A 20,591-nucleotide genomic window follows, 5' to 3' on the forward strand; every position below is an offset into this window, starting at 1 on the left:
AGATCGGCGCGGGCGGACAGGGTTTGCTGGTCGTGCGGTTTGCCGACCCAGGTCAGCTGTCCTTTCGGCCGGGGCAGGGCCGTGAGCTGTTCGAAGCCCCTCGCGAGGTGACCCGGGCATACTGCCGTACCACGCCGTCAATGCGGCCGGCGGCCGGCAGGGAGACGGTCGAGGCCCGAGCCGCCGCTCGTCACGCCGACGCTTCCGGTCATCGTCCCGACGATCACCCTGCCCACCGTATTCGTCACCGCACCTGCCGCACGCTGTGCGGCTCCCGCAGCGGATCCGTCGTCGCCCACCTGTGTCGATGTGATCGGCAACCACCTGCAAATACCGGTCCAGCACCTCGACTGCCCGCAGTGAGCTGGCCGCGCTTATCGTGGCTACGCCGCATTCGATGCACGGCTATGCCCGCGACAAGTTCGACATCTGGTCCACCCAACCGGACGGCTGCGCCACCCGCCAGGACGTCCTCGCACGCGATGGGAAGAACGTCCAGGACAACCCGACCACTGCCAGTCGGCAAGCGGCTCCTGGCACTCCGTCTACGACGACACCACCGTCAGCGACATACCGCTTGCATGCCACTGAGTCCATGGAGTCATGACCCCCGGCCTTCGGCCGCGTCAGCGAGCTGCAGCGTCACACCGCAGGCCGCTGCCCTGTCCGGTCAGGGATTCCTCAGGGGCGATATCAGGGGCAGCCCGGAGGTGCCTGAATCGCATACGGCTCTAGCGTCGGCGCAGCGGGGCCCGATCGCCCCGGACGAAGCCCCCGGGGGAAGGCGAAAGAGTGTTCCGGAACAAGAGTTCAGCTACGTCAGCTTCTCCCGGACAGGTCCCGGCTTCGAGCCTGGCCTCCGTCGGTGCGGCGAGCGATCGTGAGGTCATCCGTCTGTCCGGCGTGCAAAAGACGTACGGCAGTAGCGACAATCGCATCACTGCTCTGGCCAGGGTCAGTCTGTCCTTCCTCACTGGCACCTTCACCGCCATCATGGGCCCGTCGGGTTCGGGCAAGTCGACGCTGCTGCAGTGCGCGGCGGGCCTCGACCGGGTCGACTCGGGCCAGGTCCTCCTCGACGGCGTACCGCTGCACAAGCTCTCCGAGCGCGCCCTGACCGGGCTGCGCCGCGACCAGATGGGCTTCATCTTCCAGTCCTTCAACCTCATCCCGGCGCTGACCGCACGGCAGAACGTGGAGCTGCCGCTGCGGCTGTCCGGGCGCGAGTTCGACGCGGCCGTGATCGACCGGGGGCTTGCCGAGGTCGGCCTCGGCGAGCGTGGCGGGCACCGGCCCGCCGAGCTCTCCGGCGGCCAGCAGCAGCGGGTCGCCATCGCCCGTGCCCTGGTGACCCGGCCGAAGGTGATCTTCGCGGACGAGCCGACCGGCGCGCTGGACTCACGCAGTGCGCGCGATGTCCTGGCGCTGCTGCGCGGTGTCGTGGAGGAGCACGGGCAGACGGTGGTCATGGTGACGCACGACCCGGTGGCCGCCTCGTACGCGCAGCGCGTGGTCTTCCTCGCCGACGGTCAGGTGACAGGTGAACTGGCCGAGCCGACGGCAGAGTCCGTTGCCCTGCGGATGGCCGCGCTGGAGCCCGGCGGGATCGGGACGCAGCCGTGCTGAAGATCGCCGCAGCCACCCTGCGCCACCGTCTGATGGGGTTCGTGGGCGCCTTCGTCGCTCTCGCGCTCGGTACGACGATGATCGGCATGATGACGCTGACCCTCGCGGCCACCTTCGGCACGCCGCACCCGGATCCGCAGCGGTTCAAGGACGCCTCGGCCGTGGTCGCGCCGCTGGGCTTCGACGGAGACCCGATGGAGGCGCCCGCCGTCCTCCCGGCGGATGTGATCGCGAAGGTGACCGCGGCGGGGCATGCCACGCCCGACCGCAGCTTCCCCGTCCAGCTCGCCACCGGCTCCTCGGACACCACCGGCCACCCCTGGTCCTCGGCCTCCTACGCGGGCTACCGCCTGGTGGCCGGGCGCGCACCGCGCGCGGCGGACGAGATCGTCGTGGGCGGCGGCTCCACGGCGCTGATCGGCCGTCAGACCGAGGTGTCCACGGGCGACGGCGTCCGCCGCTACCAGGTGGTGGGCTTCACCGGCGCACTATGGTTCGAGAACGCGGTCTTCTTCAGCGACGCGGAGGCGGCGCGCCTGTCCCCCGGTGTCAACGCCCTCGTGACCAGCCAGGACCAGAGCAGGCTGTCCTCGCTCGTGGGCGCTCGCGCCGTGGTCCTCACCGGCGACGACCTGACCCGGATCGATCCCGATGACACCGGCGGGTCCGCGGAACTGGCCAACGCCCAGGCCATGGCGGGCAGTACGACCGGACTGGCCGTGTGCGTCGCGGTCTTCGTCGTCATCGCGACCTTCGCCTTCGCCACCGAGCAGCGCCGCCGCGAACTGGCGCTGCTGCGGCTGGTTGGCGCCGCGCCCGGGCAGGTGCGGCGCATGGTGCTCGGCGAGGCCCTGCTGATCGGCCTGGCCGCTGCGATCACCGGATGCGTGCTCGCGCCGCTCGGGACCGTACCGCTGCGCTCCTGGATGCTCGACCACGGCGTCGCCCCGTCGTGGTTCACCATCCCGTTCGATGTCGTGCCGTTGCTGATCTCCTTCGTCATCGGCGTGTTCGCGGCACTGGCCGGCTCGGCCGCGACCCTGCTGCGCGTATCCCTCATCCGGCCGGTCGAGGTACTGCGCGAGAGCGCGGTGGAGCGCCGCGGGATGACGCCGGTCCGCTGGCTGCTGGGGATCGGGATGCTGGCCGCGGCGGTCATCGTGGGGATCGAGATCTCCCGGACCACGCCGTACCTCGCGGCCACCGTACGCAAGTACGAGGCGGTGCCGGTTCTCTACGTCGGCGCGGTCACTCTGCTGTCCCCGTTCCTGTTGCGTCCGGTCACCAGGCTGCTGATCGGTCCGCTGCGCGGCTCCGCCAAGGCCGGCCCGCTGCTGGTGCGCGAGAACATCCTCACCTCCCGGCGCCGCACGGCCGCCACCGTGGCGCCGATCGTGGTGGCCGTCGGCTTGGTCGGCACGCTGCTGACCATGCAGAAATCCGGTGACGCCGCGGTGCTCGCCCGGCAGCGGCAGGAGATCCACGCGGCGGCCGTGGCCCTGCCCGGCGGCAACCTGGGGATCGGCGCCACGACACTCGCCCGCCTGGAGGCCGTGCCCGGCGTCCGCGTCACCCCGGTCGCCACGATGAACGTCCGGATCGGCACCGCCAGAGGTGAACAGATCGACTCGCTGACGACGAACGCGGTGCCCGCGAAGGCGCTGGGCGACACGGTCAGCCCGCCCGTGCTCTCCGGATCCCTCGCCTCGCTGCCCGAGAACTTCCTGGTCATCGACCAGCACGCGGCCGAGTCCGACAACCTCTCGGTGGGGGACCACCTGGTCGCCCTGCTGCCGACCGGCCGCCGGGTCCCGACGGTCATCGCGGCCGTCGTCGCCCGCGGCCTGCACGGCGACGACACCTATGTGTCCTCCGCGCTGACCCGCGCACTGACGACGAGTCAGGTCTACCTCGACTCCGCGACCGGCACCGGCAGGAAACTCGACACTGCGCAGACGGCCGCGGTGAACCGGGCACTGGCCGGCTCGGGGGCGCACATAATGACGTACGACGCCTACCTCGGGGCCGAGCGTTCGCAGGCCGCGCGACAGACGAACAACGCGGCGGTGGTGATCCTGGGGATTGCGCTGGCCTACGCGCTGATCGCGGTCGCCAACACGCTGGTCATGGCGATGGCCGGGCGGCGGCGGGAGTTCGCCCTGCTCGGGCTCGCCGGTACCGTGCGCGGGCAGATCGTGAGAGTCTGTGCGGCCGAGTCGGCCGTGGCAGTGATCGTGGGCGCCGTGCTCGGCGCCGTGGCAACCGTGCTCGCCGCGGTGACCCAGCACGCCTCGCTGAGCAAGCTCGTGACCGGAGCGCCGACAGTGATCCCGTGGACCCAGATCTGGGGGACCGTCGCGATCTGCGCCCTCGTCGCCGTCGCAACCGCATCCGGCGCGACCTGGCGTGCGACCCGCCACCGGGCGATCGAGGCCGCGGGTATCCGCGAATAGCACACAGCAAGGAACAACTCCGACCCTGACGTCCCGAGTCCCAGGGAGGGCTGCCCTGGGGCAGGTTTTGGAGTCTCAGTCGGCCTCGTGGTGGGCGGCCAGGCGCCTATGCAGATCGAGGTTCTCGCCGTGAGCCGCCTCAAGGGCCTTCCGGAGCCTCTCGACCTCTTCGTGGTGAACCTGCTGCTGTCGGGTGAGACGGGCGCTGAGGGCCCTTACGGCGGCTGAGGTGGACGAGTCACCAGGAGGCTCTACGGGCACCGCCGGGGTCGCCCCGCCCTTGGCACGGTGCCGTTCGATCCGGGTGCCCAGTTCCGGACTCCGGTAGAGAAAGTACGCCTTCGCCCACGGCCACCCGCCGCGTACTGGCCACCGTGCCCTCGGCAACGACCTCGAAGGTCGTCCAACTCGTCGAAGTCCGACAGCGGGCCGGCCGACTGGAAGCCCACCAACCACGCCATCTGGTGCACCTACGCCAAGGACCACACCCACATCAAGTCCGTCTGGAAGCTGACCACCACCGACAACGAGAAGTCCACACTGTCCGCGATGCTCGACACCTGCACCAACTGAGCCCAGCCCCGCGCCCCAGCCTGACTGCCCGTAAGAGCGCACGCTCCCGGGCGTTCAGGCTCGGGCGCGGGAGTATTTCCCTCCGGGCAGTGATGCCGCGGGCGTGACGAATCCAGTTGTAGGCGGCGGCCCTCCAACGCGAATGTCTGCCGCAGGTGGGCAACCGACGGATTTCGCTGACCTGCGGAGACTTGGACCGCCTGGTATGGATCTCCCGTCCTGAGGTGTGAGATTCCCGGTGATCTTCCAAGCGATCCGGCGCCCGCCCGGGTTCGGCTCGACCGCGTGGAAGTTGGCAGGGTTGAACAGCAGCCCGTCACCAAGCGACCGCGGCGGGCGGGTACCCGTAGGCCTCGCGGTGCTGCTCGTCGGCCGGCTCCCAGCGGTGACGCCACACGGTGGTCGCCCTGCCCGCCACTGGAACCGCGACCCAGACGTTGAAGGCGAGCTGGGCGACGACGTCCTGGTCGAACAGGCCGAAAGCGAACTCCCGGTTGATGTCGTCGTAGTGAATCAGCGCGCCGGCGTTGATCTCCCTGAGCGTGCCGCCGAAGACCGCCCGGCCGCCGATCATGGCCGGCGCCACCGCAGCACCCCAGGCCGACCCCAGCCGGGCCATCGCGACGGCGACCGGGTCCGGGCGTAACCCGGCCCGGTGCCAGGCCGCCCGCGCCGCCTCCGCAGCACGCCAGTACGGTCCGGCATCCAGCCGCCCGTCCTGGTTGCGGTAGTCGTCCATCGCAGGCCCGAACCGGGCGATCCGGGTCGGTACCCGCTGCCGGTCGTAGTCGGCTGTGGGCAGCCGGTCCAGCGCATGGAGTGCGGCCTGTCAGGTGAGGGCCTCCAGGAAGCCGGGGACGCTGACGGCGGCGAGGGTGCCGCCGACGAGTTCCCGGTCCTGACCGGGCACCTCGCCACGATCCTGCCCGCCACCGTCGACCACGACGTCTACTACGGCGCACTCCGCCAACTCATCCACGCCGCCGACCCGGCACACACCTAAGGAGCCGACAGCTGCACCCCCCCCCCACCATCTACATCGCACAGCAACTGACTGACCCCGCCGCGGTGGCAAGCTGCAGGCAGCTGGCGTCGTCCTCAGTCACGGATTGGTCGCCCTGACGGATGAGGCTGCTCCGCCTTTCGGCTGCCAGGTCGCATACGACTCTGTCGGCGCCCGCTGGGCGAGGAGACAGCTGTGGGGCAGCCCCGGGCCGCGGCTGCTCAGGAGAGGGCAGTGGGTCGGCGAGGCGGCGGGATGGCCCGGAGCAGCTCCCACAAGGGACGGGAGCCGGACGCCCACACTCCGAGGGTGTGACGGTCGACCACGTGCAGCCGCTGCTGCTTGGCGAAAGCCGCGGCCGGTGCGGTCACCCGGCCGTTCGTCACGATCACCGCGACGTCGGCGCCGTGAACCTGGCGGGCGGTGCCGTTGAGGACCTGAAGGTCCGGCGTGCCCACTGCGGAGCCGGCCAGGCCGTTGCGCCTGTGTTTGCACTGGATCACCCAGCGCCGTCCGTAGGGGTCGGTGGCCTTCACGTCGGCACCCAGGTCCCCGCCGCCTCCGACGCGGACCGCGTCCTGGCAGCCGTCACGGCGCATCAGATCGCGCACCGCGTCCTCGAACTGGGAGTGGTGCAGGGCGTCCAGCTGGGCCAGCCCGTACCGCAGGCCCTGCGCGCGGACCGCTTCCCACTGCGCGCCTTGCCGCTTCTGGTAGAGCCAGCCACCGCCGGCCAGCACCCCGAGCGCCCCGATGACGACCACGACCCACCAGTGAGTCAGCAGCCAGTTGACGACGGCCACCACCAGGGCGACGGCCAGGACCACGGCCACGAGAAGACCGATCAACCGGTCATCCGCGCGCTGCCGCCGCTTACCTGGCCTGCGCGTACGCCGTCGCACCGGCAGGCGCCTGGTCGCCGGCGTCCGGCCCCTGCGTGCACGGGGACTCATCGGCTGGCCTCCGTGACGCCGCTCGCGAGCTGCCCCACGATGTTCAGGATTCCCTGGCCTGCCGGAGTGGGTGCGATCAGGACGCCCAGCGCCAGGACGATGACGACGGTCAGCTGCTCGTCGGAGCGGCTGCGGGCCTGCGTGCGCCGCCGCAGCCTGAAGAACACGATGACCGCGAGCAGCACCGCCACGTCGATGGTCAGCAACCGTCCAGACCTCCCCAACGACCGGACCCACGGGGACGGCAGGACACCGCCCCAGCCTTCTTGTGTAGCCGCGCCTCAGTGATGTTGGAGGCAGGTTGTAGCCGAATGGCATAAATGCAATCGGACCTGTCTGAATACCGCGCTCGGGGAACGCGCGGCAGGACAGCTCGCGCATCGCCCGGTTCTGCCGCTCCACCGCCTGGGCGGGGCGGCGCGCGGTGCCAGCACAGTGGGCGCGGTCGGCTGCGGGTCCGGGACGGCGGCCGCCGTGGGGTCGGCCTTCCCGAAGGCGGGCGGCAGGACTTTCAGGGTGCGCACGTTCGTGTCGGACACCTTCGTGTTGGCCGCGTCGAACAGCTTCGCCGGGCTCCAGCGCAGCTTCGTGCCATACGCGGGAACGTCAGGGACGACGTCCAAGCGGCCGGTGTCCGCGTCGAACGCCACGGCCTGGACGTGACCGGCGAACTCGGGCTCAGCCGCGGCGGGGACGTCGCCGAACTGGGCGAGGACTCTACCGCCGGCGGCCGGGGCGACCATGCCGCACTCAGTCATCATCATCGTGATCGCGGTGCCCAGCCCGAGCGGCTCACGGCCGTCCCGGCGCACCACCACACCGGTACGCCGCTTCGGCTTCTCCCTGCGGGCACCGCCGTTCTTCTTCGCCGCCTCCCGGGCCGCGACCAGGGCCTGGCGCGCGAGGTCGACCCCGCTCAGCTCGCCGCTCACGCGATCACCGCCCCGGCCGTCTCACCGTCCAGCGGACGCGCGGCCAGCTCGGTCAGCCGAGCCGACCACGGTGCGGGCGCGGCCTGCTCGGTGCGCACCGCCGCTTGCTCGCGCAGCTGCTCCAGCCGCGCCGCCAGCAGGTACTCGGCAGTGCGCTCCCGGGCGGCGTCAACGGCCCGCGTGTCGCGAGTTCTCAGTCACCAAGGGACGTATTCGTCACAGACAGTCACAAGCCCCCAAGCCGATGCCAGGGATGCACGACTCCTCCTCAAGGAGGAGCTCCCCTCCGCTATGTTGGCTCTCGGTCGGCCTGAGGACGGGGCAGGGCTGGGATCGTGGGAGGGGCGAGCGGCACGTGGAAGGAATCGCCCGGATTCCGCTGGACGGTGGGGGCTCGGTGCTGATCGAGGCGGCGCCGGAATTCGACGGGCCGGTGAAGGCCGGGAGGATGACGGAACGACGGGCCTGTGGGACGTAAGCACACTCCATACCCGCATCGTCCTCCCGAGTCGCCCGGTCCTCCCGCATCGCCCGGGCAGCGCTGTGGCATCCGTGGCCTTCACCCGTGACGGGCAGATCCTCGCCACGGGCAACTCGGACGGCACGACTCAGCTTTGGGACACGGCCTCCGGTCGGCGCCGGTTCACCCTCCCCGGCGGACACAGCAACGTGTACTCGGTGGCTTTCAGTCCAGACGGGGACACCTTGGCCTCCGGTTACGACGACGGCACGACGCGCTTGTGGGATGTGACCACGGGACACGCTCGCGCGCAATTCACCGGCACCAGCACCATCGAGTCAGTGGCCTTCAGCCCGACGGGCACACCTTGGCAACTGGCAGCGATGATCGTACGGCGCGGCTATGGGAAGTATCCCTGCCCGACCCATACGAGGCGATACAGATGATCTGTCGAGCCGTGCATCGTGATCTGACGCCGCAGGAACAGTCCGACTACCTGCCAGGTCAGGCGCGCAGCCCCGTCTGCCCGGGCAAGTGAGAGCAGAGCTGGAAGAGGGCAACGAGCACTCACACAGAGATCACCCGGCAGTGCGCCACGCCGCACCGACGGGAGGTAGTTGGAACATCGGTACAGCGGATACCGGTCCGGCGCCGTCGGCGCCCCGCTTGTTTCGTGCCTCGGATCGCTCATGATCACGGACGCGGAGCCAGCCGTCCGCGCATGGCGTGAACGGTTCGATCCGTCAGCCCAAGCAGGAGTACCAGCACATGTCACGGTGCTTTTCCCGTTCCTCGACGAGAGCCGAATAGATGCGCGTGTCTACTCGACTCTCACTGATCTGCTCGGCAGTCATCATGCCTTTGAGCTGCGGATTGAGAGCTGGGGGCGGTTTCCGGGAGTGCTGTATCTCGCTCCGGAGCCAGACGCGCAGTTGCGGCTGCTCACTGAGGTGATCGCTGACCGGTGGCCCGAAGCCCCTCCCTATGGGGGCCAATTCACCGAGATCGTGCCCCACCTGACCGTCGCTGACGGTCAGGAGGATGCAGTTCTGGATGAGATTGAGGCTGACCTGCTCGGCAGACTCCCCTTCACGTCCCGGGTCGCGTCAGTTGACCTCATGGTGCATGACGGTGCGAAGTGGCAAGAGCGGGCGTCGTTCGCACTCCTTGAATGAACGGGCCCTGCGGACTCGGGTGCTGGCCAGCCGGTAGGAGTCGGTGCCGGTCTCGATGATGGTGCCATTGAAGGTGAGGCGGTCGACGACGTTGCCTGCTGCGGCACCAGGGCCTCGTTGGCGAGTTCGTCCTTCGACGCGGCGTTGCTCGACGCGGCACCCGCCAGCAGGCCAACCAGGACCAACAGCAGCACAACCAGCAGGGCGAGTATGGACACGAGCAATTCCCCTCGGGGGTCGGGCACGCGGGCTGTCCGCATGCGATGTGTGGGCTGCGGGATGCAAAGGTTCCCTGTGGCCCTTGGAGCGAAGGCGCGGCACAGCGCCCCAGGTCCCGGTAAAGGAGCCGGTTACCTGACGGAGGGATGCCCAGCCCCTTCTGCCAGCCGACCACCTCCTCGGCCAGGCCGTCCCGGCACGGCACGGCGGCTCGCACACCGAACGCGCCAGCCGTCGGGTACGGCCGGTTCAGGCGCAGGTGCTGGACAGCTTTCGGGGGCATCGGTTGGGACATCCGGTCCAGCCGGTGTCCAGTGCGCTGAGCTGGACGCGGAAGAGCTTCCACGCCTGCACCCAGTCGTCCCGCACGCGCTCGGGCACCATGCACGCATGCAGGAGAGCCATCAACTGCTCTTGGCGGGACAACGGCCCCAGTTCAGGGCTCTGTTCCACTCTGTGCCGTTGGCGTTCGGGCATGGTTACGGCGTCGGTCAAGCTGCGGACTCGGGACGGCATCATCCAGTGGACTGCACACCTCATCGGGAAGGTGTGGCTTCCGAGCGCCGACTGGCGTGAGGTTCTGCGCGAGGTGCCGGGAGGGGTCCGTCGTGGCCGTCACCTTCGCGGTGATCGCCCGCCAACCGTCCAGGCCTGCCAGTTCCGCCGACGCCGCCACGAACCCGATCTGGTTCAGCTCGGGACCCTGCCCTCGAGCCAGCCCGGCCGCAGTCACGGCAGCGAAGCGCCGACGCAACACCTCCTCCGACTGCGACGAGGTGAGAAGCCGTTGTGCATCTCTACTGTGAGTTATCTGTGCTGGTGGTGGTTGGAGCGCGAACGGGGAGAAGCGTCCCTGGTCGACGCTTCCGACTGGTAGGTAGGCCCTCGGAGCACCGTCTCCGAGGGCCCCGTACAGTGGCGCGTATGTCGCCTAGACCCAGACCGAAGCTGATGCTGCAGTGGTTCACCATGCCTGTGCTTTGCACCATCACGCTCGTCGTCACTCACAAGCTGAGGACCGGCCACTGGTACGTCCCATACATACCTGTGGTTGCCCTGTTCTCGATCGCCACCTTCGGGTTCTGGTACAACAGCGACCCCGAGCGCATCCTGCGTGCGAAGACCCGCAGGACAGAGCGCGAGGCTCAGCTCCGCAGGGAGATCGAGGAAGCCCGCAACCTGCCCAGCTGAACAGTCTTCAGCGCTGTATGCACGACGGCCCCGGCTACGGCATCGGCGCCGACGTCGCCAGTGCGCGTCCCTGGTCGACGCTTCCGACAGGCAGGATCTGATCTCCTACGCGCGACACAGCGCCGTAGGCAAGATGGTGATTGTGGGCTTCCGTGATCACCACACGCCCGGTCCTGTCGGCTTCACGCCCGGAACGAACCCCCGAAGCGGATCGCTGAGCCTGGCGAGCTGCCTGGTCACAGGGGTGTGGGGCGAGACGGACGGTCCAGGGCCCGAGGCGGGTACGCGTCGGTGTGTCCCGTTGCCTGTCCCCCTCAGCGACCAGTGCGGTATCACACGGTGCGCGCTGGCCAGCGCGGAGTTGCCCGCCCCCCCGCCATGGATTCCTCGTGCCAACCGGCGGGCGGTGCCGCAACAGATGAGGATGATGCTGACCATCCAGCCAATCAGCACGCCGGTCCCGCCCTCGCAGCCGACTCCCGAGTATGGCCGTGTGGCGTTGTGTCACATCAGGTTCTGTCCGTGCGGTGTGGACGGTCAGCACCGTGGCCCTGGTGCGCTGGTTCGGCGGGCGCAGTCGGCCAGTCCTGGTAGTCCCGGCCGGTCTTCGGCGATCCGCGCGGTCACCCATCGTCCTGGCGTTCGCGGGACCAGCGCCGCACGACGACGAGGTGGTGGGCGCGACCCGCATTTCGAACGTCGTGGTCAATGGGGGCAACCCGGTGGGGCTGACCGACGAGCCGCTGCAATCGTTCAAGGCGAAGTTCACCGCCACCGACCCCTCGGGGATCGCGAGCGGCGACATGTATCTGTACAAGGGCTCGTACGACACCCCGGACGCCGTCCTCTACGGCACCTGGCCGGCAGCCTGCACGAAGGTCACCACGACGACGTCGACCTGCGAAGCGCAGTTCGCCTACATCGAGCCGCGCTGGAGCCTTGGCCGGAACTCCCTCGCAGGAACCTGGAAGCTGGCTGCCTGGGCCGAATCCGCGGACCGCGCGGGACACGTCGCCCTGAGCGCGGCCAAGTCGGTGGCCGTCCTACGCGACACCACCCTGACGGCCGATGCGGCTCCCGAGCCGGTGACCAAGGGGAAGGCGCTGACCATCACCGGCAAGCTCTCGCGCGTGGACTGGGAGACGTCCGGCGGCTATCACGGATACGCCGGGCAGCAGGTGAAGCTCCAGTTCTGCAAGAAGGGGGCGTCCACGTACACGACCGTCAAGACGCTCACCACTGACAGCTACGGAAAACTGAAGGCCACGGCGATGGCTTCGTCGGACGGCTACTGGCGTTACTTCTTCGCCGGTACCTCCACGACCACCACCGCCACCGCCACCGGCGACTTCGTCGACGTCCTCTGACCGACCTGTAGCGGTGGCCGCCGCCGTGGCGGTCGCCGCCATCACGGCGGCGACCCCAGGACCCGTCACGGTGGTGCGCCCCCACCTCCTCGCGTAAGTGGGAGCGCACCGTCTGTGCGGGTGTGCCAGCGCGAGCCGCTCTTGCATCCTTTCGGGCCGACCGAACTGGCGGCACTGCCTCCCGCTGAAGTCGTTCGGCCCCGCGTCTTCTTCGCGCGTTACGCGGGGCCACCCCATTGGCAGGCTCCCGGCGTGTGCCCCGGCTGTGGCCGGCTTCTCGACTCCCTTCCCGGAGACGCCTCCGGCCGCTTGCAGCAGGCGTCGACGCGTTCTTCGATCTGGTCGGCGATCGGTGGTCGGGGTGGTGGAATGCGCCGGGGACGTCATCGACCTTGAGGCGCTCCACGGCCTGGCGCAGGACCCCAGGGGTGGTATCGATGGCGAGGTGCATCCATGCCGTCGGCGGGACGAAGTCACCTTCGGGCCCGAGCACGAGATATTGGTGCCACCAGTGGTCGGCGTCTTGTGGCGGCGACCGGTCCGCGGGTTGCGGCTGCGGCTGCGGCTGCGGCGTTCAAACGCTGGCTGATCCGTGTGCGCGCCATCTCATCCGGGCCCAGAAGCGCTTGCCCCGGGCCCGGATGACGTCCGGACTCAGGCGGGGGTGATGTTCTCCGCCTGCGGGCCCTTCTGGCCCTGGGTGATGTCGAAGGTGACTGCCTGGCCTTCCTGCAGCTCGCGGAAGCCGGACGCGTTGATGTTGGAGTAGTGAGCGAAGACGTCCGGTCCGCCGCCGTCCTGGGCGATGAAGCCGAAGCCCTTTTCGGCGTTGAACCACTTGACGGTTCCGCTGGCCATGCTGGTGCCTCTCAGTCGCTGTCAGGAACCGCACCGCGCGGTCCCAGAGGTGATCGCCCTGGCTCGGCACTACACAGCAAAGCGCCCGCACTCACGCGCGGGCAGTACGAACCACGGCATCTGGCAGCGACGCTACACGTCGAGGACAGCTCCCGCAGCTGCCTTGGCCGGTGCCACGGGCCTACAGGCGCGTGGAACGCATCACCGCCGAGTCCTCCCGGCTGGGCGAGATGGTCGACGACCTCGCTTCCGTGGTGTTGAGCTGGGCCCGGGTCTTCGAACAGGGCCTGGAGAAGGTCAACGTCAACGGCGGTTCACCTGGACCGATTACCGCGACCTGCTGATCGCCGCCCATCAACAGCTCGGCGCGCCGATCGTGCTCGTCCGGGACAACCTCAACGTGCACAAAGACGCCCGGCTACGGGAGTTCATCGACACCCACGACTGGATCACCTGCTACTTCCTGCCGGCCTATGCACCAGACCCGGTTTCTTGAAGCCTGTCAGGGCTGGATCATGCTTGCGGTCTCACTCCCCAGGCAGGTCAGCGCTTGCATGGCCTCGCGCTCTATACGTGAGAGATCGCCGAAGACCGAGCCGGCCTGGACGAGGCACTGCGCATCGCCCGATTCACCAGCCTTCTTGATCAGTGCTGCTACTTCCGTCCACAGGGTGGCTGCCTCGGCGTACAGCGTGTGGCCGGTGCGTAGGTGGCTGTTGTCGAGCAGATCGGTGCATTCGGCGAGGAAGTCGCGGTAAAGGTTGCGGAACAGGGCGCCGCCGGTGCCGGCCATCTCCATCAACCGGGCGGCCTGTGGCAGGTCTCGCTGTGGGTTGTCGGTGCGCTGGAGCCATGTGCATACCAGCTTGCCGGCCTTCTCGATGCCGCGGAGGCCGAGGTTGGCGATGGGCGGGTTGAGGAAGGCGTCGGCGCAGGCGGTGATAGCGGGGACGATCTGTCCGTGTGGGGAGGGCAGGTTTCTTGGAGCGGTGAGAGCGAAAGACCGGTGCTTGGCAGTCATCGGGCCACGCGCGGCCCTGGCCTGGGCGAGGCTGGTCAGGCTGGTGGAGACCGCTCCGCCTTGCTGTTCGGTGTCCACCAGGTAGGCGTTGTGGTCGTCGTAGCCGTACATGGCGACGACGTGGCCGCCGAAGTGGACCTTCGAGCTGAAGTAGTCCAGGTAGTAGCTGTCGAGCTGGAGTCCGACGGGGTGGCCGGCATCAATAGAGGCTGCCACGTTGTCCCATGCCTTGCGCGGGGAGGTGGTCTCCTGGATCAGGAGCTCCAGCCCGAGCCTGGTGGCCAGGTTGCTGGTGAGGTCGAAAGGCTTGACCCGTCCCCCGAGGAAGGGAAAGTCCATGTTCTTGCCGTCCCAGTAGATGAAGGACAGACCGGAGCCGAGACCGAACAGCATGGGCTCGGACAGATCAAGTCCTTGGTGCCGCAGTAGCACCCCCAGGGCTGTCGTCTCGCAGTGCCGTGTACCGCGGGCATCGATGTCTATTACCGTGGTCATGCCATGCTCTCCTGGACAGGGATGATCAGTCGGGTCATCAGTTCTTCTTGCGGTGCCTCTGCCGGTCCGACGAGATACGCCTCGCGTACGGGCGCTTGCGGGCGCAGTCCGTGCTCATGGATGGCGGCGAAGAGCGCGTTGTAGGCCAAAGGCAGTTGCGCGTAGGACCCGATGTGCATGGTCTCGGCAACGAGTCCGCCGGACAGCACCTCGAATTCCAGGCCGGGCATGCCTTCCTCCTGCGAGGTCTGCGCTCCGACGGCGATCTCCATCCGCTCTTCCAGGTCCAGCGGGTACAGCCCCCACAGCGGCGGCTCCCATGCGATTCCCGTCTTGCCGAGCGCGGGCAGCAGTCGACCTGCGCACTCCTCGAACCTGGTTCCGATCTCCGCTGGGGTGCAGATCGCTCGCACCACCGCCAGCCGACGCTCCGGCTCCCTGCCCAGCGTCACCTCATAGCCGGGCAGACCGCTTTCTGCCAGCCGCTCCAGCATCTCCAGCCGGGCCTGGTCCCTGCTGATCCGCTCGGCCAGCCGATCCCGCTCAGCACGCAGGATCCCTGCCCTGCGCTCAGGCCCGGCAGCCAGTGCCTGGGCGATCACGGGCAGGGGAAGATCCATCTCGCGCAGCAGGGCGATGGTCCAGTACGTCGTACGCCTTCGGGAAGCAGCCCATGCGCTGGTACGACTTCAGCGCCAGCAGCAGCGCGAGCTGATGCTCGTCGGAGTCCGTGGCCTCGGGCCGGACTGGCGGGCCCATCTCATCGTCAACCTGTCCGTCTGCGCGGGCCGTTACCATCCGCGCCCCGACGCCGCCGTGAGCGAGCTGTCGTACCAGGTGGAGAGCCTGGTCGTACACCGCGCCCACCGACACGAAAGCAGCGGCGCCCCGGGGCTGTGCGGCTGTCACCGGACTTTCGCGGGTGACGGTGTCGAACACGTGTCGAAGCTCTCGGCCACAGGAAGAGTCAGCCGACGCCCGGCACTTCCGCCTCCGGAAGGTCACCCGCGGCTTCCAGCCGCTGCTTCAGATCCGCCAGCTGCCCGTCGACCCGCCACCGGCCGATCCACATAAAGCCACGGGACAGCGCTGTGCGGGTGATCTGTAGCCAGCGGCCACACTCAGGGCCGATGCCTGTGCTGCGGTGACGGACACGGTTACGCCGAAAGGGTGCCTCGCATATGTTCGTTCGCATGAGCGCGGGGCACCCTGTCGGTCCGATTGGAGAGTCAGTTCTTCTCGGTTTCGAAGGTGCGCAGCAAATCGGCGGCGACGCTCAGGGCGATTGTCGCGGGTTCCTTGCCGGTGATGTCGGGCAGCCCGATCGGGGTCTTGATCCGGTCGATGGTGGCCTGGTCGTGACCGCCCTCGGTGGCGAGGCGTTTGCGGAACCGCACCCACTTGGCTGCCGACCCGATCAGCCCGATGGAGCCGAGATGGGTGGTGCGCAAGGCGGCGTCGCACAGAGCGGCGTCCTCGGCATGATCATGGGTCATGATCAGGATGTGGGTGCCGCGCGGCAACTCTTCCAGCACCTCCTCGGGCAACAGCGGCGTGTGGTGCACATGCACCTGCGCCACCGCGTCTGCCAGCACGTCGAGCCGCTCCTCGGTGAGGACGTCGGAGCGCGTGTCGATCAGGTGGAGGTCGAGGTCCTGACGTGCCAGGATGCGCGCCAGTTCCAGCCCGACGTGCCCGACGCCGAAGATCGCCACCGCCCTTACCACCGGCAGCGGTTCGAGCAGCACCGAGACCGTACCGCCGCAGCACTGCACGCCGTGCTGGTTGGTCACCTTGTCGTTCAGGGCGAAATCGATCAGCTCCGGCTCCGGCTTGGACGCGGCGATCATCTCCCGGGCCCGATCGATCGCGACGGCCTCGACATTGCCGCCACCGATCGAGCCCCATGTCTCGGTCTCCCCCACGACGAGTTTCGCGCCGGCGTCGCGCGGGGCATGACCGCGCACGGTCGCGACGGTCACGAGCACACCGGACTCCCGGAGTGCCCGCAACCGTGCGACCGCGGCGATCCACGTCATGTCAGGCACCGTTCAGCGCTTGTGCGTCAGTGCGGAGCTTGCCGTTGGCAGCGTCCCCGTTTCCGGTGTGGCCGTTGGCGGCAAACCCGTTGCCGGCGTGACCGTTCCGGGAGGCATCGCCCTGGCGAGCCGCCTGGATCGCCCAGTACACCGCCTCCGGCGTCGCGGGCGAGGGCAGATCGACGCTGACCCCGCTCGGTCCGAACGCGGCGGCGGCCTGCCGCAGCGCTTCGCGCACCGAGAACGCCAGCATCAGCGGAGGCTCACCCACCGCTTTGGACCCGTATACCGCGCCCTCCTCGGTGGCGTTCTCCAGCAGCGTGACGTTGAACTCCTCGGGCATCTCCGAGAAGCTCGGCAGCTTGTAGGTACTCGCGGCCTGGGTCAGCAGCCGGCCGCGGTTCGGCCCGTCACTGACATCCCAGCGCAGGTCCTCGAGCGTCAGCCAGCCCGCCCCCTGCACGAAACCGCCCTCGACCTGACCGATGTCGATCAACGGAGACAGGCTGTCGCCGACATCGTGCACGATGTCGACCCGGCGGATGCGGTACGCGCCAGTGAAGCCGTCGACCTCCACCTCGGTCGCGGCGGCGCCATGGGCGAAGTACTTGAACGGCGAACCCCTGAACGTCTTCGCGTCCCAGTGCAGCCCCTCGGTCCGGTAGAAGCCGGAGGCCGACAACTGGACTCGCTGGAAGTACGCGGTGTGCACCAGGTCGTCCCAGGCCAGCTCCCTGTCGCTGCCCAGGGCGCGCGCGACGCCCTCGACGATGCGCACGTCCGAGGCGTTCGCACCCAGCTGGGAGGCGGCGACCTGCAGCAGCCGCTCGCGCAACTGCTCGCAGGCGTTCTTCACTGCCCCACCGTTGAGGTCCGCCCCGGAACTGGCCGCGGTGGCCGAGGTGTTGGGCACCTTGTCGGTGCGTGTCGGGGCCAGCCGGACCTTGTGCAGCGGGATACCCAGCGTGGTCGCGGCCACCTGCAGCATCTTGGTGTGCAGGCCCTGGCCCATCTCGGTGCCACCGTGGTTGATCAGGACCGAGCCGTCCTTGTAGATCAGCACCAGCGCGCCGCCCTGGTTGAAGGCGGTGAGGTTGAACGAGATGCCGAACTTGATGCCGGTGATCGCAAGGGCCCGCTTGGTGTTCGGGTGCGCGGCGTTGAAGGCGGCGATCTCGCGCTTGCGGTCGGCGATGCCGCCGTCGTCGTGAACCTGCTGCCAGACGGTGGAGATCCGTTCCGGCTGCGTGACCGGCTGTCCGTACGGCGTCGTCTGGCCCTGACCCGGCCGGTAGAAGTTGCGTTCCCGCAACTCCATGGCATCCAGGCCGAGCAGCGGCGCGCAGCGGCCCAAGATGTCCTCGATCACCAGCATGCCCTGCGGTCCGCCGAAGCCGCGGAAGGCGGTGTTGGAGACCGTGTTGGTCTTGGCGACACGACCGGCGACGCGCGCGTTGGGAATCCAGTAGGTGTTGTCGATGTGGCACAGCGCACGGGCCAGGACCGGCTCGGAGAGGTCCAGGCTCCAGCCGCCGTCCGCGATCAAGGTGGCGTCCAGGGCCTGGATGCGGCCGTCCGCGTCGAAGCCGATCTTCCACTCGGCGTGGAATCCGTGCCGCTTGCCGGACATGGTCAGGTCCTGGGTCCGATTGAGCCGGAACCGGACCGGCCGACCGGTCAGCTTGGCGCCGAGCGCGGCGACGGCCGCGAACCCGTGCGGCTGCATCTCCTTGCCGCCGAAGCCGCCGCCCATCCGCAGGCACTGCACCGTCACCTCGTGGCTGGGCAGGCCGAGCACGTGCGCGACGATTTCCTGGGTCTCCGAGGGGTGCTGGGTGCTGCTCTGGATGAACACCTGCCCGTTCTCGTCGACCTGGGCCAGCGCCGCATGCGTCTCGAGATAGAAGTGCTCCTGACCGGAGAACTGGAACTCGCCGGTGAACACGTGCGCGGAGTCGGCGAAGCCCGCGTCGATGTCTCCGGCCACCATCACGGGCTGGGCGCCGTGATAGCTGTTGGCCGCGATCGCGTCCTGCAGCGTGACGAGGGAGGGCTGTTCGTCGAGCTCCACCTCCACGGCCGCCGCACCGAGCCGTGCCGCCTCCAGGGTCTCGCCGAGCACCCAGGCGACCGCGTGGCCGTAGAACATGACCTCGTCGGGGAAGAGCGGTTCGTCGTGCTTCATTCCGGCGTCGTTGACGCCGGGCACGTCGGCACCGGTCAGCACACGAACCACACCGGGCACGACGAGCGCGGGCTCGGTGTGCAGCGCGGTGATCCTGCCACGGGCCTTCATCACCTGGACCGGGTAGGCGTGCAGCACGTCCTTGGTGCGATGGACCAGGTCGTCGGTGTAGAGCGCGGTGCCGGTGACGTGCAGGGTGGCGCTCTCGTGCGGAATCGAGACGCCGACGACGGGCTTTTCAGGACGCTCGGACAAATGGCTCATGATGACACCGCCTCGGTGGTTTGCGCGTGCAGCTTCAGCAGACTCTGGCCGAGCATCGCGGAGCGGTACTCAGCGCTGGCGCGGTGATCGTTCATCGGTGTGCCCTGAGCCTGCAGCACCTGGGCCGCGGCCTCGACGGTCTCCGCCGCCCACGGCTTGCCCTCCAGGGCCGCCTCGGTGGCGAGGGCGCGGATCGGGGTGGCGGCCACGCCGCCCAGGCCGATGCGTGCCTTGCGGACGATCCCGTCCTCGATGTCGAGCGCGAAGGCCACCGCCACGCTCGAGATGTCGTCGAAGCGCCGCTTGGCGATCTTGTGGAAGGCCACGACCGGCGACAGCGGCAGCGGGACGCGCACCGCGCGGATCAACTCGCCGGGGCGGCGCACGCTCTGCCGGTAGCCGGTGAAGTAGTCCGCCAGCGGGACCTCGCGCTCACCGTCGGCATCGGCGAGCACCACCGCCGCCTCCAGGGCGAGCAGTACGGGCGGGCTGTCACCGATGGGCGAGCCGGTACCCAGGTTGCCCCCGAAGGTCGCACTGTTGCGGATGAGCCGTGATGCGAACTGCGGGAACAGCTGTGCCAGCAGCGGGACGTCGCCGTCGAGGCGGCGTTCGATCTCGGTGAGCGTCAGCGCCGCCCCGATCTCGATGCAGTCGGATTCGACTCGCAGCTCCCGCAATTCGGACAGCCGGTCGATGGCGACCACGCAATCCGCCCGGCGGGAACGGATGTTCACTTCGACGCCCCAGTCGGTGGAGCCGGCGACCACGACCGCGTCGGTCCGCTCGCGCAGCAACTGCAGCGTCTCCGCCAGGGTGCTCTTCCGCAGGAACGCACTGTCGTCCTGGGTGTATTCGGTGGCGACCGGTGCGGGCGGGGACTGCTCGCGGCGCTGCGCCAGCGGGTCCTCGTCGGTGGGCGTGCCGACGGCGAACGCGGCATCGCGAATTGGGCGATAACCGGTGCAGCGGCACAGGTTTCCGCTCAGCGCGTGCAGATCGAAACCGTTCGGACCGTGCTCGGCGTCGGTGCTGTCGGCCGAGTCCGCCGCATGCGCGCAGCGGTTAGGCCGGTAGTACTCGGCGGCCATGCTGCAGATGAATCCCGGCGTGCAGTAACCGCATTGGGAACCGCCGCGGACCGCCATCTCCTCCTGCACCGGGTGCAAGGTGGGCGGCGTGCCGGGTTCGCCGGCGGTGGCGAGACCTTCGGAGGTAATGATCTCCTGACCGTCGAGCGCAGCGACCGGGACCAGGCAGGCGTTGACCGCCACCCAGTCGGTGGGCTTGTTCACTCCGGGACGGGCCACCAGGACCGAACAGGCGCCGCATTCACCCTCGGCGCAGCCCTCCTTGGTGCCGGTCAGGCCACGCTCGCGCAGAAAATCCAGCGCTGTAGTGTGGGGCGCAGCCGGTGAAATCGGTGTTTCCTTCCCGTTGACCGTGATCCGCGCCGCTACCATGACGGGCCCTCGTTCCGGTGTGTGATCGGTCGATTCATCATGTTCGCCAATTTCAGGCAGCTTTCTGTGTTCAGACGCGCCACGTGAGAGGAACGGGCGCAAAACGGCACGCAACAGCGACGTGCCGGAAGATGGTGACGGGAAACCCGGAATGTGCCACGGACGGGCACATCAGAACGGCGTGCTCAGCAGCCGTGCGCGATCCGACCCGGAACCCAGACTGTGCACTGGGCGAGGCGACCAAGATCAGAGCTGGTGTACATCCGCTGGTCGCCTCCTTTCGGTAGTTATGGGTCGACGGCTACCGCAAGTTA

Annotated in this window: 21 protein-coding genes and 2 pseudogenes; 11 read left to right on the forward strand and 12 right to left on the reverse strand. The window is 68.8% G+C overall.

The features are described 5' to 3' along the window. The first annotated feature begins 903 nt into the window (after nt 1-903). From ACWD35_RS34820 to ACWD35_RS34830, 3 genes are all read left to right on the forward strand, one after another. Nucleotides 904-1,626 carry an ABC transporter ATP-binding protein gene (locus tag ACWD35_RS34820; RefSeq protein WP_451355347.1) on the forward strand — a complete coding sequence of 241 codons (723 nt, stop codon included), beginning with the start codon at nt 904-906 and terminating at the stop codon, nt 1,624-1,626. Next, nucleotides 1,620-4,079, forward strand: coding sequence for an FtsX-like permease family protein (locus ACWD35_RS34825; RefSeq protein WP_451355348.1), 2,460 nt, complete (start codon nt 1,620-1,622; stop codon nt 4,077-4,079). The genes ACWD35_RS34820 and ACWD35_RS34825 overlap by 7 nt, the downstream gene beginning before the upstream one ends. A gap of 288 nt (nt 4,080-4,367) precedes the next feature. Next, on the forward strand, nt 4,368-4,652 hold the full coding sequence (locus ACWD35_RS34830) for a hypothetical protein (protein ID WP_451355349.1): 285 nt from the start codon (nt 4,368-4,370) through the stop codon (nt 4,650-4,652). 316 nt (nt 4,653-4,968) lie between these two features. Here ACWD35_RS34830 and ACWD35_RS34835 read toward each other — a convergent pair whose 3' ends face one another. Next, nucleotides 4,969-5,391: a hypothetical protein gene (locus ACWD35_RS34835; protein WP_451355350.1), complete on the reverse strand. Its 423-nt coding sequence runs from the start codon at nt 5,389-5,391 to the stop codon at nt 4,969-4,971. Between the two features lie 75 nt (nt 5,392-5,466). Between ACWD35_RS34835 and ACWD35_RS34840 the strand changes: the two genes are divergently transcribed. Further along, a complete protein-coding gene (locus ACWD35_RS34840) occupies nt 5,467-5,655 on the forward strand; it encodes a hypothetical protein (protein WP_451355351.1) in 189 nt (62 codons plus the stop codon). A 221-nt stretch (nt 5,656-5,876) separates the two neighbouring features. On the opposite strand, the gene ACWD35_RS34845 is transcribed toward ACWD35_RS34840, so the two are convergent. The 3 genes from ACWD35_RS34845 to ACWD35_RS34855 all read right to left on the reverse strand — a co-directional run bounded on the left by ACWD35_RS34845 (nt 5,877) and on the right by ACWD35_RS34855 (nt 7,540). Next, a complete protein-coding gene (locus ACWD35_RS34845) occupies nt 5,877-6,608 on the reverse strand; it encodes a restriction endonuclease (protein WP_451355352.1) in 732 nt (243 codons plus the stop codon). Then, nucleotides 6,605-6,814: a hypothetical protein gene (locus ACWD35_RS34850; RefSeq protein WP_451355353.1), complete on the reverse strand. Its 210-nt coding sequence runs from the start codon at nt 6,812-6,814 to the stop codon at nt 6,605-6,607. The genes ACWD35_RS34845 and ACWD35_RS34850 overlap by 4 nt, the downstream gene beginning before the upstream one ends. Before the next feature lie 75 nt (nt 6,815-6,889). Continuing rightward, nucleotides 6,890-7,540 (reverse strand): DUF721 domain-containing protein, encoded by a 651-nt coding sequence (locus tag ACWD35_RS34855; protein ID WP_451355354.1) that lies wholly within the window; start codon nt 7,538-7,540, stop codon nt 6,890-6,892. A gap of 291 nt (nt 7,541-7,831) precedes the next feature. Here ACWD35_RS34855 and ACWD35_RS34860 point away from each other — a divergent pair. From ACWD35_RS34860 to ACWD35_RS34870, 3 genes and pseudogenes are all read left to right on the forward strand, one after another. After that, a pseudogene (locus tag ACWD35_RS34860) lies at nt 7,832-8,290 on the forward strand (WD40 repeat domain-containing protein); the annotation flags it as partial. Beyond that, entirely contained in the window at nt 8,281-8,538 is a 258-nt protein-coding gene (locus ACWD35_RS34865) for a hypothetical protein (protein ID WP_451355355.1), read from the forward strand. The pseudogene ACWD35_RS34860 and the gene ACWD35_RS34865, both read left to right, overlap by 10 nt. Before the next feature lie 151 nt (nt 8,539-8,689). After that, entirely contained in the window at nt 8,690-9,175 is a 486-nt protein-coding gene (locus tag ACWD35_RS34870; RefSeq protein WP_451355356.1) for a 2'-5' RNA ligase family protein, read from the forward strand. A gap of 468 nt (nt 9,176-9,643) precedes the next feature. Here the strand turns inward: ACWD35_RS34870 and ACWD35_RS34875 are convergent, their stop codons facing one another. Beyond that, on the reverse strand, nt 9,644-9,799 hold the full coding sequence (locus ACWD35_RS34875) for a hypothetical protein (RefSeq protein WP_451355357.1): 156 nt from the start codon (nt 9,797-9,799) through the stop codon (nt 9,644-9,646). A gap of 519 nt (nt 9,800-10,318) precedes the next feature. Here ACWD35_RS34875 and ACWD35_RS34880 point away from each other — a divergent pair. Then, complete coding sequence (locus ACWD35_RS34880) at nt 10,319-10,585, forward strand: hypothetical protein (protein ID WP_451355358.1); 267 nt, start codon at nt 10,319-10,321, stop codon at nt 10,583-10,585. Between the two features lie 527 nt (nt 10,586-11,112). Continuing rightward, a complete protein-coding gene (locus ACWD35_RS34885) occupies nt 11,113-11,952 on the forward strand; it encodes a calcium-binding protein (protein WP_451355359.1) in 840 nt (279 codons plus the stop codon). Between the two features lie 654 nt (nt 11,953-12,606). Here ACWD35_RS34885 and ACWD35_RS34890 read toward each other — a convergent pair. Beyond that, nucleotides 12,607-12,810, reverse strand: coding sequence for a cold-shock protein (locus ACWD35_RS34890; protein ID WP_037751662.1), 204 nt, complete (start codon nt 12,808-12,810; stop codon nt 12,607-12,609). Between the two features lie 191 nt (nt 12,811-13,001). Between ACWD35_RS34890 and ACWD35_RS34895 the strand changes: the two genes are divergently transcribed. After that, complete coding sequence (locus tag ACWD35_RS34895; RefSeq protein ID WP_451355405.1) at nt 13,002-13,154, forward strand: hypothetical protein; 153 nt, start codon at nt 13,002-13,004, stop codon at nt 13,152-13,154. After that, nucleotides 13,115-13,294: pseudogene (locus tag ACWD35_RS34900) on the forward strand (transposase); the annotation flags it as partial. The gene ACWD35_RS34895 and the pseudogene ACWD35_RS34900, both read left to right, overlap by 40 nt. Nucleotides 13,295-13,312: 18 nt before the next feature. Here ACWD35_RS34900 and ACWD35_RS34905 read toward each other — a convergent pair. The 6 genes from ACWD35_RS34905 to ACWD35_RS34930 all read right to left on the reverse strand — a co-directional run bounded on the left by ACWD35_RS34905 (nt 13,313) and on the right by ACWD35_RS34930 (nt 20,277). After that, nucleotides 13,313-14,326, reverse strand: a complete 1,014-nt coding sequence (locus tag ACWD35_RS34905; RefSeq protein ID WP_451355360.1) for a BtrH N-terminal domain-containing protein — start codon at nt 14,324-14,326, stop codon at nt 13,313-13,315. Beyond that, nucleotides 14,323-14,928 (reverse strand): GyrI-like domain-containing protein, encoded by a 606-nt coding sequence (locus tag ACWD35_RS34910; protein ID WP_451355361.1) that lies wholly within the window; start codon nt 14,926-14,928, stop codon nt 14,323-14,325. Before ACWD35_RS34910 ends, ACWD35_RS34905 begins: the two co-directional genes overlap by 4 nt. Continuing rightward, the gene (locus ACWD35_RS34915) at nt 14,897-15,265 is read right to left on the reverse strand and encodes a hypothetical protein (protein ID WP_451355362.1); all 369 of its coding nucleotides are present in this window, start codon (nt 15,263-15,265) and stop codon (nt 14,897-14,899) included. The genes ACWD35_RS34910 and ACWD35_RS34915 overlap by 32 nt, the downstream gene beginning before the upstream one ends. 290 nt (nt 15,266-15,555) lie before the next feature. After that, nucleotides 15,556-16,365 carry a xanthine dehydrogenase accessory protein XdhC gene (gene xdhC / locus ACWD35_RS34920; RefSeq protein WP_451355363.1) on the reverse strand — a complete coding sequence of 270 codons (810 nt, stop codon included), beginning with the start codon at nt 16,363-16,365 and terminating at the stop codon, nt 15,556-15,558. 1 nt (nt 16,366) lies between these two features. Continuing rightward, a complete protein-coding gene (gene xdhB, locus ACWD35_RS34925; protein ID WP_451355364.1) occupies nt 16,367-18,814 on the reverse strand; it encodes a xanthine dehydrogenase molybdopterin binding subunit in 2,448 nt (815 codons plus the stop codon). After that, the gene (locus ACWD35_RS34930; RefSeq protein WP_451355365.1) at nt 18,811-20,277 is read right to left on the reverse strand and encodes a xanthine dehydrogenase small subunit; all 1,467 of its coding nucleotides are present in this window, start codon (nt 20,275-20,277) and stop codon (nt 18,811-18,813) included. The genes xdhB and ACWD35_RS34930 overlap by 4 nt, the downstream gene beginning before the upstream one ends. Between the last annotated feature and the right edge of the window lie 314 nt (nt 20,278-20,591).

It is taken from the genome of Streptomyces sp. NPDC002671 (assembly GCF_053592475.1).